At 69.8% G+C, this 15,517-nt stretch carries 18 protein-coding genes; all 18 read right to left on the bottom strand.

Features of this window, described 5'->3' with window-relative positions; translation table 11 throughout:
• Positions 1–466: 466 nt before the first annotated feature.
• Positions 467–979, bottom strand: coding sequence for a hypothetical protein (locus tag QC385_RS16055; protein WP_279541979.1), 513 nt, complete (start codon positions 977–979; stop codon positions 467–469).
• The gene (locus QC385_RS44240; protein ID WP_443032922.1) at positions 874–1,311 is read right to left on the bottom strand and encodes an AAA family ATPase; all 438 of its coding nucleotides are present in this window, start codon (positions 1,309–1,311) and stop codon (positions 874–876) included. The genes QC385_RS16055 and QC385_RS44240 overlap by 106 nt, the downstream gene beginning before the upstream one ends.
• A gap of 215 nt (positions 1,312–1,526) precedes the next feature.
• On the bottom strand, positions 1,527–2,129 hold the full coding sequence (locus QC385_RS16050) for a hypothetical protein (RefSeq protein ID WP_279541978.1): 603 nt from the start codon (positions 2,127–2,129) through the stop codon (positions 1,527–1,529).
• A complete protein-coding gene (locus QC385_RS16045; protein ID WP_279541977.1) occupies positions 2,129–2,722 on the bottom strand; it encodes a hypothetical protein in 594 nt (197 codons plus the stop codon). Before QC385_RS16045 ends, QC385_RS16050 begins: the two co-directional genes overlap by 1 nt.
• 339 nt (positions 2,723–3,061) lie before the next feature.
• Positions 3,062–3,700, bottom strand: a complete 639-nt coding sequence (locus QC385_RS16040) for a hypothetical protein (protein ID WP_279541976.1) — start codon at positions 3,698–3,700, stop codon at positions 3,062–3,064.
• A 405-nt stretch (positions 3,701–4,105) separates the two neighbouring features.
• The gene (locus QC385_RS16035) at positions 4,106–6,703 is read right to left on the bottom strand and encodes a DNA translocase FtsK 4TM domain-containing protein (protein WP_443032921.1); all 2,598 of its coding nucleotides are present in this window, start codon (positions 6,701–6,703) and stop codon (positions 4,106–4,108) included.
• A gap of 75 nt (positions 6,704–6,778) precedes the next feature.
• Positions 6,779–7,273, bottom strand: coding sequence for a Pycsar system effector family protein (locus QC385_RS16025; RefSeq protein WP_279541973.1), 495 nt, complete (start codon positions 7,271–7,273; stop codon positions 6,779–6,781).
• Positions 7,270–7,500, bottom strand: coding sequence for a hypothetical protein (locus QC385_RS16020; protein WP_279541972.1), 231 nt, complete (start codon positions 7,498–7,500; stop codon positions 7,270–7,272). Before QC385_RS16020 ends, QC385_RS16025 begins: the two co-directional genes overlap by 4 nt.
• 162 nt (positions 7,501–7,662) lie before the next feature.
• Positions 7,663–8,733, bottom strand: a complete 1,071-nt coding sequence (locus tag QC385_RS16015; protein WP_279541971.1) for a DUF5131 family protein — start codon at positions 8,731–8,733, stop codon at positions 7,663–7,665.
• A gap of 164 nt (positions 8,734–8,897) precedes the next feature.
• Entirely contained in the window at positions 8,898–9,512 is a 615-nt protein-coding gene (locus QC385_RS16010; RefSeq protein ID WP_279541970.1) for a hypothetical protein, read from the bottom strand.
• 44 nt (positions 9,513–9,556) lie between these two features.
• The gene (locus QC385_RS16005; protein ID WP_279541969.1) at positions 9,557–9,910 is read right to left on the bottom strand and encodes a hypothetical protein; all 354 of its coding nucleotides are present in this window, start codon (positions 9,908–9,910) and stop codon (positions 9,557–9,559) included.
• Positions 9,907–10,257 (bottom strand): hypothetical protein, encoded by a 351-nt coding sequence (locus tag QC385_RS16000; RefSeq protein WP_279541968.1) that lies wholly within the window; start codon positions 10,255–10,257, stop codon positions 9,907–9,909. Before QC385_RS16000 ends, QC385_RS16005 begins: the two co-directional genes overlap by 4 nt.
• A gap of 46 nt (positions 10,258–10,303) precedes the next feature.
• On the bottom strand, positions 10,304–10,552 hold the full coding sequence (locus tag QC385_RS15995) for a hypothetical protein (protein WP_279541967.1): 249 nt from the start codon (positions 10,550–10,552) through the stop codon (positions 10,304–10,306).
• A gap of 149 nt (positions 10,553–10,701) precedes the next feature.
• Entirely contained in the window at positions 10,702–11,382 is a 681-nt protein-coding gene (locus QC385_RS15990; protein ID WP_279541966.1) for a hypothetical protein, read from the bottom strand.
• Positions 11,383–11,592: 210 nt separating this feature from the next.
• The gene (locus QC385_RS15985; RefSeq protein ID WP_279541965.1) at positions 11,593–12,114 is read right to left on the bottom strand and encodes a hypothetical protein; all 522 of its coding nucleotides are present in this window, start codon (positions 12,112–12,114) and stop codon (positions 11,593–11,595) included.
• Positions 12,115–12,207: 93 nt separating this feature from the next.
• Positions 12,208–12,441, bottom strand: coding sequence for a hypothetical protein (locus QC385_RS15980; protein ID WP_279541964.1), 234 nt, complete (start codon positions 12,439–12,441; stop codon positions 12,208–12,210).
• A gap of 41 nt (positions 12,442–12,482) precedes the next feature.
• Positions 12,483–15,041 (bottom strand): hypothetical protein, encoded by a 2,559-nt coding sequence (locus QC385_RS15975; protein WP_279541963.1) that lies wholly within the window; start codon positions 15,039–15,041, stop codon positions 12,483–12,485.
• A gap of 82 nt (positions 15,042–15,123) precedes the next feature.
• Complete coding sequence (locus tag QC385_RS15970) at positions 15,124–15,516, bottom strand: hypothetical protein (protein ID WP_279541962.1); 393 nt, start codon at positions 15,514–15,516, stop codon at positions 15,124–15,126.
• Position 15,517 lies beyond the last annotated feature (1 nt).

The following is a 15,517-nucleotide window of genomic DNA, read 5'->3' as shown; positions in this document are numbered from 1 at the left end:
CTGGAGGTAGCAGCGACCTGTCCGGGATGAGTGGTTGCGGTGCTGGTGCTGGCTGTGGTCATCTCGTGAGACCTCATTCGTTGGGGGAGCGGGGCGCGTCCGGTGCTTGCAGGCCAGGGGCGCGCCCCGTGCATGTGGCGTTGAGGGGCAGCCGGATCGCGTCCGGTGCGTGAGCGCGGCGGGTACGTCTTGCCGCGCAGGGCGCGGTGAGCTTCTTTACGGCGTAAAGGTGAGCTTCTTTACGGCGTAAAGGCGAGAGGGAAGATGGCGGCGGCCGCCGTGAGGAAGGCGCGGTCCGCGGCGATTCCCCGCTCGCGTCGCGCGTCCATCTCGGCGGGGCTGACCGTCGCCAGGTCCTCGCCGTGCGGCTTCGCGGCGTGGGCCTCGTCGACGGCGCCTCGGCCAGCCGGAGCAGGCTCGCGTCACGGGTCAGGACACGAGTGCGGCGTCCATCGGACGTCTCCGGTCAACCGACGGCCAGGCGGTGACTCTCGCAGCCGTCGCACCAGGGTTCATCGGGTGCGCCGCCGAGGTAGACGCACTGCAGGTCTGCCGCGTCACTGACTTTCACCCACTGCGGGCCCGGGCAGCCGCCGCTGCAGGCCTCGTTGAGGCGGGCCTGCCAGTGGTGGTCGAATGGGTCGCCGTCGTCCATCCAGCGCACCGTGATCTCACGGCCGGCTACGGCGAAGGTCCCGGTGGCGAAGCCGTGCTCGCGCTCGTGGTGCCAGGCGAAGACGGCGGCCAGGTCCTCGCCGAAGGTACGCCGTACGTCGGCGAGCGGGTCGGGATCGGCGGTGGCCGAGCGGGACAGCAGCAGGCCGAGCAGATCGAGTTCGTCGGCGTAGTACGCGTGGTCGAAGCCCTCGTCGATCAACTGGTCGGGGGTGGGCACGCCGGCCGCCTGGCGGGTGACGGCGTCGGGCGGCACCTGCTTGGCCTTCGTGCGTGCCTCCTGCCGGGCCAGGCATTCCTCCACCGGGACCGGAAGACGATCGCCACGGTGGTCATCCGCCAGTGCCGGGCACGCTGGAGCAGGTAGGCGCGCACAACGCGCTCACTGTTCGTTGAGTCCGCCAGGACGGGCAGGTTTCGGGTGAGGCGGGCGTCCAGCAGTTCACGGAACACCACGCTCGCGATCGGGTTCGCGGTCTGGTCTCCGGGCGACCCCGTGGCCTGCCAGCGGTAGTTGTCCAATTCGAGCCGCCAGTCGGGCGGGAACGCCCGGGCGACGCGGCTCTTGCCGCTGCCGGCGGCACCGATCAAGGCGAGCAGGAACGGGCCGTCGGGCAGGGAGAGCGGGGCGGGCACGGGCTCGCTCTGGGAACGCACGCAGTCCTCCAAAGGGCGTCGGAGGCGCACGGAGGACTGGCGGCCGGAGCCGCCCTGCCCATCGTGCGCAGGATCAGGGGGCGGCAGTCGCCGAGGTGGACGCGGAAGTGCTCCGCCGTCCGTAGGGCCGTCCGATCTGGCCGGTCCTCCGCACCGTCCCGATCTGGGATGGATCGGGACAGCACGGGGAGCCGTCAGCAGCGGGGGACGCTGTTGTGGTTGGGAATGTGCCCGCGCAGCAGGTCGACGCGGGTCGCGGTGCGCGCGGTCTGCCCAGCCAGGCGGAGCAGCCCCTTCGCGCCGGCTGCGACGGGTTTGCGGTAGACGAGCCGGGCGGTGAACTGGCTCGCCTGCCGGGCCAGTTCACCCGCCTGTACGGCGAGGTTGCCGAGCTGCTGCTCGGCGGCGTCCAGGTCCACGGCCTCCCCGCCGTCCATGAGGAGCGGAACCGACTCGAGTTGGTCGAGCAGGCCCCTCATCAGCTTCTTCATGGCATGACCGGCGTCGGTGAGGTCTGCGCACGACAGCCAGTGATCGAGGTGGCGGTGGCCCGCCAGGTCGACCGTGAAGACGGTGGTCGGGGTCACCCAGTCCCAGTCGACCCAGGCCTGCAGGATGATGCGGTTCGCGACCGGGTCGGGGGTGGCACACATGGCGCGGCCGGTCCGGGTGCGTAGCAGTGCGCCGCAGCCGTCGGCGTCCGGCTCCGGTATCCAGGCTTCCCCGAAGCGCAGGCGCAGCAGGGAGGCGAGGCGTTCGACGGGATCGGGCGCGAGGCTGAGATCGAGGTCCTTCATCAGCGGCCGCCCTTGCGGGTGGCGAGCCAGGTGGTGACCGCGGCGGCGCAGACGCCGATCACCCGGTGAAGCGCGGCGTCGAGTTCGATCCACGCGGTGCCGGGCCCGTTGATCTCCTTCTTCGGGGTGTCGTCGTCCTTGTCCAGGCGGACCGCCTGGCAGTGCTCGATGTAGCCGGTCTGGCGCGCTTTCTTCGCGAGCCACAGGAAGAAGGCGCCGCGGTCGATCGCGGCGTGGGTCACGCCGTTGATGGCGGCCCCGGCCAGAAGGGCAGAGGCCGGAACTCGGTAGCCGAACGCGCGGGTGAGGGCGGTCGCCGCGCCGGTCTGGATCGCGGTGTACGTCGCGACGTGGAGCGCGACGGCTCGGCGGCCCCGTTCGCTGGCGGTCATGGTCGGCTCGCCACTGCGGTCGTCCTTCTCCGTTCCGACTTTCACGCCGTCTCGGTAGACGAGGTGCCGGCCGTAGAGACGCTTGCAGCGGGCCGTTTCGCTTCCCTGCGCCCAGTGGTCACAGAAGGGGTGGATCTCGCCGAAGGCGGCGAGGAGACAACCGAAGAGCGCCAGTCGCTCGATGGTGACGGATCGGGTCATGGAGGGGTGTGCTCCTCAGATCAGAGAGTCGGTACAGGGGTTGTCGGGCGGGGTCGGGGCCGTACATCAGGCGTGTGCTGGCCGCTCAGGGACCGCTGATCAGCTCACGCCTGGCGGGGCATGGCAGGAGAAGACGAGTCACGTACGCGGCCGGCGCATTGGTGACCTCGTAGCCGGCCGCACGAGAGGCTCGTGGATCAACTCCGGGGCGGCATCGGTTCTTTACGCCGTAAAGAACCGCCGATCCTCAGCTGTGCGCGCTGGGCACGATCCCCCTTGCCGGGCCTCCGCACCGTCCCGGCCTGCGAGGGACCGGGGCGGCACAGAGGGCCGGCAGGGTCAGGCCGCGACCGGCTCGTCCTTCAGCTCGCGGGTGATGTGCTGTTCCAGGAGGTCACGCACCTGCTCCAGGGACGTGACGGGGACCGGCTCGTTCCCGGTCTCGGGGACGATGAAGGAGTACAGATGGGCCGGGTGGGTCCCGCTCTCGTCCTTCTCGTAGTACACGTACGCGCCTTCAGCGAGACGGAACATGGCGCTGGTGCCGTCGACGCCCACCCACAGCTCCGTCTTGCTCAGCAGGGCGTGCGCGGGGTCGACCTTCCCCGCGTACATCGCGGCCTGGTGGGCGGCGCCGGCCGCCGCCGCCTCGGTCAGGAGCTCCAGGACGTCATCGGTGTTGCTGGGAAGCGTCGCCTCCTCCGCGCTCTGCTCGGACCCCGGTGCGGCCGGGGACGTCGAGGTGCGGGTGCGGGCGCGCAGCGACGCCATGAACGAGTCGAGGAGGTCGTTGACCCCGGCGGCGAGGCCGAGCCCGAAGACTCCGGCGGCCACTCCGGCCCAAGCGGGCGGGAGACCAGGCGCGTTGAAGGCCACCCAGCCGCCGACTCCGGCGACCGCCGCCAGGAGGATGAACTCGAGGCCTTCCACTGCGATGGCGCCACCACGAGCGGCGCCGGTTCGCGTGATCTTACGCATGAGGTTGTGCTCCTTCTGGAGTCAGGAGGGGTTGGAAACGCAGGTGGGCCGCCTGATCTGGGATCGGGCGGCCGCTGAGAGGTGTTGCGATCTGCAACCCGGACGTCGGTCCGTCCGGTGCCGGAATGCGAAGGCGAGTGGAGGTCCATGGAGTTACCGAACTTTGGGCCCCCGACCACGCGGGCGACCATCAGCCCCGACCACCGGTCACAGTGAGGCAACGTGTTACCTGGGCTGAGGTGGTCGGGGTGATGGTCGGGCCGACCATGACGGACCTGGGCGTGGTCACGCCTTGTACCGCCGCGAAGGACCGGCGGGCGGCTGGATCCCAGGCAGGTCGACGGGTCAGGTCCGGTGGTGCCCGGCTCACGGCGTCCGCGCAGCAGCGGGAGCAGCTCATCGCAGCTACTCTCCGCCAGCTCCGGTTTGGACCCGCTCTTGGAGGCTGTCGGTGTCCGCGTCTTCTCCTTGCACGCGCTCTGGTTCGGGACGGAGCAACGCCAGCACCCCGTCCAGTTCGTCCGGCTTCACGAGGACGTTGCGCGCCTTGGAGCCCTCGCTGGGCCCGACGATGTCTCGGGACTCCATGAGGTCCATCAGCCGTCCGGCCTTGGCGAAGCCGACCCGGAGCTTGCGCTGAAGCATGGACGTCGAACCGAACTGGGTGGAGACGACCAGTTCGGCCGCCTCGCACAGCAGGTCCAGGTCGTCGCCGATGTCCTCGTCGCTCTCCTTCTTCTGCTTGGTGTCCACGAGGACGTCGTCCCTGAAGTCGGGTGCCCTCTTGTCCTTGCAGTGCTGGACGACGGCCGCGATGGCGTCCTCGGTCACGAAGGCGCCTTGCATTCGGGCAGGGGTGTTCGCGCCCATCGGCAGGTACAGACCGTCGCCCTTGCCGATGAGCTTCTCGGCGCCGGGCTGGTCGAGGATGACGCGCGAGTCGGTGAGCGAGGCGGTGGCGAAGGCGAGCCTGGAGGGGACGTTCGCCTTGATCAGGCCGGTGACGACGTCGACCGACGGCCGCTGCGTGGCGAGCACCAGGTGGATGCCGGCCGCGCGCGCGAGCTGCGTGATGCGCACGATCGCGTCCTCGACGTCGCGCGGCGCGACCATCATCAGGTCGGCGAGCTCGTCGACGATGATCAGCAGGTACGGGTACGGCTGGAGTTCCCGTTCGCTGCCCGTCGGCGCCTTCACTTTGCCGCTTCGTACGGCTGCGTTGAAGTCGTCGATGTGCCGGAAGCCATAGGCCGCGAGGTCGTCGTAGCGCAGGTCCATCTCACGTACGACCCACTGGAGGGCCTCGGCGGCCCGCTTCGGGTTGGTGATGATCGGCGTGATCAGGTGCGGGATGCCCGCGTAGGCGGTCAGTTCGACCCGCTTGGGGTCGATCAGGACCATGCGCACTTCCTCGGGGGTCGCGCGCACCATGATGGAAGTGATCAAGCAGTTGATGCACGACGACTTACCGGACCCGGTGGCTCCGGCGACCAGGATGTGCGGCATCTTCGCGAGGTTGGCCATGACGTAGCCGCCCTCGACGTCCTTGCCGAGCGCGACCAGCAGCGGGTGGTCGTCCTCGGCGGACGCGGCCAGCCGCAGCACGTCACCGAGGTTGACCATCTCGCGGTCGGTGTTGGGGATTTCGATACCGATCGCGGACTTGCCGGGGATCGGGTTGATGATCCGTACGTCCGGGCTGGCGACGGCGTAGGCGATGTTCTTCGTCAGCGCGGTGATCCGCTCGACCTTCACGGCGGGGCCGAGTTCGACCTCGTAGCGCGTGACCGTCGGCCCGCGGGTGAAGCCGGTGACGGCGACATCCACCTTGAACTCGGTGAAGAGGTTCGTCAGCGAGGCGACGACCGCGTCGTTGGCGGCGCTGCGCGCCTTGCCGGGGCCCCCGCGCGTGAGGAGGTCGAGCGCTGGCAGGGAGTAGGTGCTGTCGTTGGACAGCTGGAGCTGCTCCGCGCGCGCGGGAAGGTCGCGTTCCTCGCCAGCGGGCGGCACCTTGGTGAGGTCGGGGACGGCCCGAGGGGACGGCATGATCCTGTGCGGCTGGGCGGCGGCGGGCGCTGGCGTTGCTGCGGCCTTGAGTTTCCCGCGCGGTGGGAGGGCCTCCTGCTGAACACCCCTGGAGTCGTTCGCCTCCCCGGCGGACCCGCCGCGGCTGGAGCGTGCGGGCATCGCCTCGCGCTTCTGCTCCTCGTGTCGCTCGTCGTCGCCGGGCACGTCGGCCGCTTGCTCCTGGACGACGCCGAGGTGCGCGCCGAGCGCCCGCAGCCGCTGCGGGATGGCGTTGACCGGGGTGGCCGTGAGGACCAGCAGCCCGAAGACGGTGAGCAGTACCAGCAGCGGTACGGCCAGCACGTCGCCCATGCTGTAGGTCAGCGGGGTTGCGACGCCCCAGCCGATCAGGCCGCCGGCGTCCTGTATGGCCTGCATGCTGTCGCTGCGGGCAGGCGAGCCGCAGGCGATGTGGATCAGCCCGAGCACGCCGATGACCACGAGGGACAGGCCGATGAGGACACGGCCGTCGCCCTCGGACTTCTCTGTGTGCCGGATGAAGCGCACGGCGATGCCGCCGAGCAGTACCGGCACCAGCAGGTCCAGGCGGCCGAAGGACCCCGTCACCAGGATCTCGACGAGATCGCCGACCGGCCCCTGCAGGTCGGCCCAGGTGCCCACGGCGACGATCAGTGCGCTGGCGAGCAGGAGCAGCGCGGCGCCGTCCTTGCGGTGCGCCGGATCGAGGTTCCTGGCGCTCCGCCCCATGCTGCGGAAGAGCCAGTACACGATCCTGGTACTGGGCGAGGTCTTCGCCGCAGCCCTCTTGGCGGGGGTCCTCTTGGCCGGTGACCGTTTCGCCGTGGCCCTTTTCGCAGGGGCCCTTTTCACGGCGGCCGTCTTGGCCGGTGACCTCTTCGCGGGGGGCGTTTTCGCGGCCGGCTTCTTGGCGGGGGTGTTCTTCACAGCGGGCTCCAGGGAGGTTGGGCAAGACAGGCGGTGCAGGGTCGGGTGACGGGCCGGGCGGAGCGGTCGTCTTCCGGCGTCGCCACGGGGCCGGGTCTTCTGCTGTCAGGCGAGCGCGGTCACGATGAGCACGAGGACGGCGATAACGATGAGCACGACGGCGGCCAGCGAGAGGCGGATGGCACGCCTCAGCCCCTGGAACTTGGGCAGCGCGATCTGAGAGAGGACACGAAGCCGGTCAGCCCGGCGGTCGTCGCTCATCTCGGCGAGGATCTGCTGGGTGTCGCACGTAGCCCAGTAGGGGAAGCTCGCGCGGTCCGCGCCGTGCAGTCGGGGCAGGACGACGAGCAGCAGCAAGATGGTGGAGGCGGCCAGGGCGAGGACCGCGAGTCCGCCCGCGACGAGGCACAGCACGGGGAGATCCTTGTCGGCCGACCCCACCAGGCCCGCCATGACTGCGCCATTGAAGGCGAGGAGGAACGAGGTCTTGCCGTCGGTGCGGCCGATCTCCGATGCCACGGTGGCGAGCGCGTCTTTGAGGTTCTGGTCGACGAGCGAGGGCTGAGTGCCGGGCTCGGTGGTGGTCGGGGACGGGTTCACCGGGTGGCCTCCTTCGTCTGCCGCGCGGCCGGCGCCGGAGTCGGCACGGGCAGGCCCAGGCGCAGGGCGAGCGCGTGGCGGGCCGCGAAATCATGGGCCGGGTCGTGGATGAACTCGGCGACCGTACGGAGACGGCCGCGCAGCTTCTGCAGGTCGTTCTCGACGGAGCGCAGGTCGATGGACTGGGGTAACGGAGTGGTGTCCGTGTCCTCGGAGCAGCTGGTCATCAGGATTCCTGTAGGGGATCAGAGTGTGAGCGGGCGGCAGGCGCGATGTACTCGCGCCAGCCGCCCGTGGGGTGTTCTCGTCGCCCGTCCCAGTCGTGGACGGGTGTGGGTGGAGTCGGATGCCGGTGCAGCCGTGGGCACTTCACCGTCGGTCCGGCGCGCTCAGTGCGTGGCCGCCGCCTCGGCTGACGGCCTCGTGGCCATCGAGGAGTTGGGCACGCCGTCGTGAAGTCGGCCGTCGAGTTCGCGGACGGCTGACTTCCTGCCGACGCGGACGGCGATGGTGTCCTTGTCGAGCATCCAGGTGTGTCGGGTGCGGTCGCCCGGCTCCATCGCGCGCCACGGGCCCGACCGGAAGGTGCCGCTGGGGCCTCGCTCGCGGAGCGAGGCCGAGCTGCGGCCTCCGTGCAGCGGGTCGTCGTAGGCGCGGCCGCCGCCGAATGCCGGGTCGTCGACGACGGGAGCCGTGATGTAGTCGCCGTGCTGGGTGAAGTAGAAGGGCACGTCGTGCCGATCGCACGCGTCGCGGATGTCGCGGGCCCACTGCGGATGTAGGGGGCGGGCGTTGGGCCCGGTCCCGCCTCCCGCGATGACCCAGTGCAGGCGTTCGGTGCGGTGCCACTGGTCGCCGTGGCGCACCATGCCGTCGACGACGGCGTCCTGCGGTGCGTCGGCATCCGGGTGGGTGACGTCGCGGCGCTCGGTCAGGAATCGGTCCAGGTCGACGGGACCGGTCAGCGGCTCGCAGAGGACGACCCTTGTTTCGGCCGGAGTCTCCAGCAGGGCGGGGACGCGCGTCTTGGCTGTCCACTGGTCGTTGACCGTCACCCCGAGCCAGATGTTCGTCGGGGGCTTCGCGGCGCGGGCCCGCGCGGACTTGGCGGCCGGGCTGGCGTGTAGGCCGTTGTCCGGCGGGCCATCGAACTGGGCGGCGTGCTGCCGCATCCTGGCCTCGCGCTTCTGGACGAAGTCGCGCATCCTGACCGCGTGTTCCGTCGGGACGACGAAGGTGATGTGCGGGCTGGCCTCCATCACGTCCAGGACGCGGGTGATGAAGAACTCCGGCACCAGGTGGTGGAAGAGGTGGGGCACGAGGACGCGTCCGGCCTTCTTCCAGCGGGAGGGCTGGTCGACCCGGTCGTCGTGCCAGATGACGCTGTTGCGGCCGGGTGCGGTGCCGAGTGTGACCGGCTGCCAGGTGCGATCGGTCGGTGTGGCGGGAGTGTCAGCCATGGAGGTCTCCTGTCCAGTTGTGGCGTTGACGCGCGGGGTTGATCTCGAGACGTCGGGAGCACAAGGGCGCCCTCCCCGGCCGGGGAGGGCGTTGGCTGGGTGTCGGGCGGACCGTGCGTGGCCCGTGGAGCTGCCAGCAGCGAGCGCGGCCGTACGGGAGCCGGTCAGCTCTCGGGCGGGGGCACGACGTAGTAGTAGAAGGTCGTGTGGTCGTAGTTGCTGCGCTGTATGACGAAGACGTCGGGCCGGTCCACTGCCAGTTGCTGGAGCTCGGCCTCGATCCACTCGTTGCTGCGCTGGAGGGTGAGGCGGTGGACGTCGAAGTCGCTGAGCATGATCTGGACCTTGTCGGACTTGCGCTGCCAGCTGAGCGTCAACTTGCGTAACCGTTCGCGGGCGGTGTCGTCGTCCGGCCGGTCCGGGATGGCGCGGGTCAGGGCCCGGCACCTGGTGGCGTGCTCGGTGGCGATCCGGCTCGCATCCGTCAGCTTCAGGCTGGAACCGTGTCGGGAGTCCGGGTTCTTCGCGGCGCTGAAGTGGCAGCCGAGGCAGGCCACAACGTGGTCGTAGAAGCTGACGTCGGCGGAGTACACGAGGACGATCGCGCTCATCGCCTGGTTCCAGTGCCGCTCGACGACAGTGACGCCTTCGGGTGTCCAGGTCTCGCCGAGTTCCGGCCACGGCTCGGTGGCCGGGGGCTCGACGGACGCGTGACGGGTGCGGTTGAACAGCGCGAGGACCATGGGCTGGGGCTCCTTGTCGAGGTGGGGTAACAGCACGCGCCGAACCGGTGAGGCCTGAGGCGGCTGCCCGGTGGGGTCGTTCAGCGGGTGCGGCGGGCAGCCGTGCAGCGGCTGCAGAGGAAGCGGCACTCCTCGCTGGAGGGATCGGTGGTGCACGTCCCGAGTTCGGTGAGCGCGCCGCACTCGGAGCAGGTCGGGCCGAGCAGTTTGCGGAGTTCCTCAAGGTGGGCGGCCAGGTCGGCGCGCTCGTCAGGGAGCATCTCGGCGATGACTCGCTGGGCGACTTCGCGTTTCCCGGTGCGCACGGCGGCCAGCGCCGCGTTCCCTGCTGCCTCCGGGGCGGTGATCGCGGCGTCGGCGTCGTGGTGTGGGTCGTCCTGAGGCGGGTCCACGGCCGGGGCTGTGGAGAGCGTGGTGCCGGTGGCGAGCGTCATGTGTCGTCTCCGGCTGCGTCCGCATGCTCCAGCACGAGCGTGGCGTAGATGGAGTCGTCGCCCGCGACGAGCCGGATCACCTTGGCGAGGTCGATCCAGCCCTCGGCCCGTCCGGCGTGGTACGGACACTGCGGCGCCAACGCGTCGCAGGCCGGACACAGTTCGGGGTCAGCGTGGTACTTGGGGAGCCCGCTTTTGAGCTGCTGGACGCTTTTACGCAGCGCCAGGTGCTCGCGGATGAGTGTGTCGACAGCGCTGGCGGCTTCGTCGTTGATTCCGGCGAGGATGCGCTGAGCATCGCGTGCGGAGTCAAGCACTCGAGTCTCGGCGCTGGTCTCGATTGTCATTAGGAGCTCGGGCTCCTTCCTCGGATCGGTGTAGTGCGGCAGAGGGTCAGCGGTGCTTGGTGCCGCCGTAACGGGTCGGGACCTTGGCGGCGGCCTCGTTGGCGGCACGGCTCAGGCGCCGGTACTCGGAGGTCTCGTAGTTGATGCCGGCCGCGCGCTCGCGGCCCACGTTGGCGTTGAATGCGGCGTCGGCTTCCTTCATCGCGGCGATGTCCATTTGGGTCTTGCGGACGCGGCCGGTCAGGACGAAAAGGGTGCCGACGATGACGATTGCGATGGAGAGGGTCAGCAGCATCAGGGCAGGTTCTTTCTCTGTGGTGGTTGCTGGCCGCGCTCAGGACCGGCCGGCCAAGGGGTGGTGGGGACAGCGGCGCGTTGGCTGTTCCGGCTCCCTGCCCGCCCCCGGCCCCCGTGGCTGGGGGTCGAAGGGCGGACAGGCAGGCGTCAGTTCGGCGACGGCGGCAGGTACGGGAGGGGGTAGGGCAGGAACTGGGGCGGCTCGGTCCTCGGCATACGGATCTCCGTGTGGACCTGAACGTCGGGAGGGGACGGCGCTTCGTTGTGCACGTTGACGTCGACGAACGCGAGCGGCGGGAGACGCAGTCCGCGGAGCGCCAAGCTGGACAGCGCGGCCCACGCCAGGAGGCTGACCGCAGTGGCGACCGGGCGACCAGGCCCCGGAGTTCCGATCAACACCATGATCACGGTGGCGGCGCCCCACACCGTCCAGGTGAACCGGGCGGGGCCGTTGTGGAGGGCGCTGAGGACGAACGCGACGAGTCCGAGGGCCTTCCAGATGCTGTAGGTGGCGCCGGCAGTGATGGGTAGCTCCTGCGTGTGGGCGACGAGGTAGCGGCGTACGGGGTCGTCGATGGTGGCGCCCACCGCGTCCACCGTGGCGGCCACGCTGGGCATGCCGGGCAGAAGCTGGCCCAGCAGCCAGGCGCCGAGGAGGGTGACGGCGGCGCTGAAGGCCAAGTGGCGGACGGCTTCGTACCGCCACAGCTGAGCCAGCTTCGTCCGGGCCTGGCCGGTCCGGTGGCTGATCCAGCCGCGTGCCCGGGGTAAGGAGGGCCACCGGAGCGCGTGCTTGTGGCCGTTTCCAGCAGCGGAGTTGGTGGTCATGGCAGGTTCGCCTCTCTTGACGAAGGCAGGACGGTGGGCAGCACCGCGCCACGTCGGCGAGGAGACGGCCGACGGGGCGGGAAGAGGTGGACCGGGTGCAGCGGTGCGGCTGTTCCGGCTCCCTGCCCGCCCCCGGCCCCCGTGGCGGGGTTCGGGAGTGGACAGGCAGACGTCAGCACGTCGTGAGCGGATGGCTTCAGGCGGGCTGGGCTACTGGTTGCCGTCGGTGATCTGGTTGTTGGTCCTGCCGAATCCCCGGGTCTCGGTGTGCAGTTCGGTGTGCTGGACGTAGACGGTGCCGGTGTACTGGTTGACCGTGTGGTCCGGCAGGGCGGAGGCGCCGTCGCGGAAGGCTCGCCCGATCATCCGGGCGGCGGCGCCGATCGCGATGAACACTCCGGCGGCGCTCAGGCCAGCGATGGTCAGTTGTGTCGGGGTGATGCTGGACAGCCGCCACAGCACCAGGGAGATCGCGCCGCCGACCGGCAGCGAGCCCCAGGTGTAGACGATCACGAGGATCGCGTGGTCGGTGGCCTTCTCGGACATGGGGGGCCGGCCGGGCTGGGCGAAGGGCGCAGCGTCCCCCACGGTCCGTTTGGTCGGCGCGGGAACGCCGTCGCTCCACCGGGTGGCAGTGGGGGTGGTTTCGCTGAGCCCTTCAGCGATCAGGCGGACCGACTCGAAATGTTCCGTAGCCGTCAGCTCCCGCCCGTGTTCGGGGTGGTCGGACATGGGGTGTAACTCCTCGCTGTGAGGCCGAAGGCGTGGAAACGGCAGGGGGCGGCCCGCCTCGTATGGCTGGCCGCCCCCTGCCGGAGCGTCTTCCTACTTGGAGGAGACGTTGTTGACGGTCTCGCTGAAGCCTCGGGCTCCGTTGCCGAACAGCTCCTGGACCTTCTCGACGCCGTCCGCGCCGTAGGGCGTCATCATCACGAGGATCCAGAACACCGAGACCACGGCGAACTCCCGCTTGCGGAAGCTGCTGTCCTTCTTCATCCAGATGCCGATGCCGATAGCGACGAGCAGGGCGAGACCGGATGTGGTGAGGGTGAAACCCATGGTTGATCTCCAACTTTCGTGAAGGGGGAAGGGGCGGTGGGTCAGGCGTCGATGGGCTCGACGGTGTGCCAGTCGCGGTCGATCTGGGTGAGCTTGCCGAGCCGCTGCAGCCGCTTCGTGGCGTTGGCGACGTTGGTCGGCTTCAGGGAGGTGGCCTCGGAGATCTGCTTGTTGCGGCGGGCGCCGCGGTCGACGGCGCGCCAGACGAGCTCGGAGCGGCTGGGTGGCACCAGCTCGTCCAGGTCCTCGTCTTCGACGTCCATGTCCGCTCCGCCCGGGATGGTCGGCGCGGGGGCGAGGTCGACGACGGTCGTGTTCTTGCCGCGCCTTTCCTCTTCCTGCTTGACCAGGTCGCGCAGGAACTCCTCTTCCTCGCCGGCGTCCATGTGCCGGTACTCGTCCCGCCGCAGGTAGGCGATGCCGGCGGGGCTCATGTCGGCTATTGCGTCGGCTTCGGAGGTGGTGAGGGTCGGCCGGGGCAGTTCGCGGGCGATGCGCACCGGGTTGGGGTGGAACATCATGCGGGACTGGGTGTACTGGTCGGAGCCGTCGGCGATGTAGCCCAGGCCGCCGGTGCCGGAGCCGTTGGGGAACGTCTCCGGGATGGGCTCGAGGCGGAACTTCGGGGTCCTGGATCCGAGGGACATCACGTCGATGTCCGCGCGTGCGGTGCGGAACAGGGCGATGTTGCCGGACTGGAGCATGTCGCGGATGGCGTTGGCGTGCTTGTTGGTTCCGATGGAGTCGAGGTTGGGGATCTGGACGTAGACCCGGGCGCCCATGCCGGCGGACCGTGTCTGGCGACCCAGGTTGGACGCGTAGGCCAGGAGTGGGTTGACGTGGTCCTTGGCCGGGTCCATCACCATCTCGTTGAACTCGTCCCAGGTGACCTGCATCGGAGCGAACGGCTCGCCGGGGACGAAGAAGCTGCGGCCGTCCATGACGTAGCCGTCGGCGTCCTGCCACTGCATCTTCATCTGGGTCGAGAAGCGGAACTTGCCGACGTCGACGGCGGCCTGGCCCATGAGCATCGCGCCGTAGTGGCTCTTGACCATCCAGTCGAGCACGTGGGTCCAGGAGGCGAAGCCGGCCCCGTACTTGCCGTCGGCCAGCCACCCGACGATCCCGTTGATCATCTGGGCGATCAGGAGTGTCTCCTCCAGCGAGCTCTTGCCCGAGCCGGTGGTGCCGGAGGAGAAGGAGTGCACGGCGGACATGCCCTGCTGGCCGGTGAGCCCGAACTTCCCCTCGTTGGGGATCATCAGGCGCCATCGGGCGGGATCGCCGTAGATGTCCTTGCCGACCGTGACGTAGCCCTGGTCGTCCATGACCAGCGCCTGCGGGTCCAGGGGGACGCCGTCCTGGAGCGGGTTGATGGACATCTCGTTGACCTCGATGCGCCGGGCGTCGATCACTCGCAGGTGCAGGTGGGAGACGGCGTCCGCTCCGTCCATGTCCAGGGCCTGGGCGATGGCGAGGGGCTGCACGTCGGCGACCGAGGCACCTCGGCGCGGCATCAGCAGTTTGAAGCGCCGGCCGAACTCGGTCTCCTCCGCGTCGTACAGCTCGCTGCCGTGGTATGGGCTGTATTCCTCCCACACGGCCGCCAGGTCGTCCATGTCCAGCTCGGAGATCCTGGACCGCAGCTTGACGGTGAGCTTGGCGCGGGATGCGGCCATGTCGTCAGGCCGGTAGATGTTGACCGAGCGCGGCGGTACCTCGAACGCGATCGAGACCGCGTCCTGGCCGACGCCGAGGGCGGGCCTGGCCGTGGTGGAGACGATGATCGCGGTCAGCTTGTCCTCGTCCAGATGGACGTCGGCGAGCTTGGACCCGGGCAGCGGACCCTGCTCGCAGGCGATCCACTCATCCCAGCGGCCCAGGTACCAGTCGATGCCGTCCGGGTGCTCGTCTGCGGCGGGGGTCGCCGAATCCGGCAGGGCCCACACCTGCGCCCCCCAGGTCGCCGCTGTGGAGGCGACGAGGAGGCGGGCCCACCAGGGCACGTCGATGTAGCTGCTGGCGGGGATCACCGCGAGGGGACCGGCCCGCAGAGCCATCTCCGTCGGGCTGTAGCGGCGCCACCAGCCGCGTTCCCAGTCGGGCAGCGCCTTGGCCCAGATAGCGCGGAGCGTCGCGGCCCGAGTGCGGTAGGAGTCGGTTTTCGCTGCGCGGACCAGGGCGGCACGGTCCTCCCGGTGGCGCCAGCCGTCGACGACACCGATAACGAACAGGCCGTCGGAGCCGACGGCCTGTTCGTATCCGTGGTCCCGTTCCAGGCGGCGGCGCATCCGGCGGACCCGGCGCCGGTAGCCGCGCCGGCTACTGCGGCACGCCCACTCCCACGGCTCGCCCTGCCCGGGCAGCCAGCGCCACGGGCCGGGGTTCATGCCGAGCGCGGCCCAGGCGGCAGCGGCGCCGGTGGTGCCGAGGGTGGTGTACAGCAGCGGGTCACCGGACAGCCAGCCGGAGGCGATGCCGAGTCCGGAGCCTACGTACAGGCCCGGGTTGTGCATCTGGGCCATCCGCGCACGCAGTCCGGTCAGCTCCTGGGGAGCGTTGTCTTCCGTCTCTTCCTTGGTCGGTGTGGTCGTGGCCATCCGGTTCTTCTCCGTTTTCAGCGAAGACGAAGGGCGGGACCGCAGGTAGCGGTCCCGCCCTTGGAGGTGGGCGTGGTGTGGCCTAGCGCTTGATGAACTCGCGGTCCGCCATCTGCACGTGGTGCGTGCGGTTCAGGTCCGCCATCCGGCCGTGCTCGGCCTCGGTCTCCTGCGCCAGGCCCTGCGCGTTGGAGGACAGGGAGTCGGCACCGGCGACGATGCCGTCAACGTTGGCCGCCATCGTTTCCGACAGCTTGAAGACCTCCATGTAGGCGGTCGTGGTCGGCTCGTCGACCCTCAGCTTGCCCATCGCCTCGGACAGGTACTTGGCGGAGGCGCCGCGGTCCAGGAAGCGGGCCTTGAGCCGCTCGACGGCCCGCTTGGTGGTGCCGGCGCGGATGCCGTAGGCCGCCGCCTTGACCAGGAGTGCCGCGTACGACACCGCGCCTCCGATGGCCTGTGTTGCTGCGCCCATG

It is taken from the genome of Streptomyces sp. DH10, assembly GCF_029813805.1.
GTDB classification, from domain to species: Bacteria; Actinomycetota; Actinomycetes; order Streptomycetales; family Streptomycetaceae; genus Streptomyces; species Streptomyces coeruleofuscus.
This window is presented reverse-complemented; position numbering and strand designations above follow the sequence as displayed.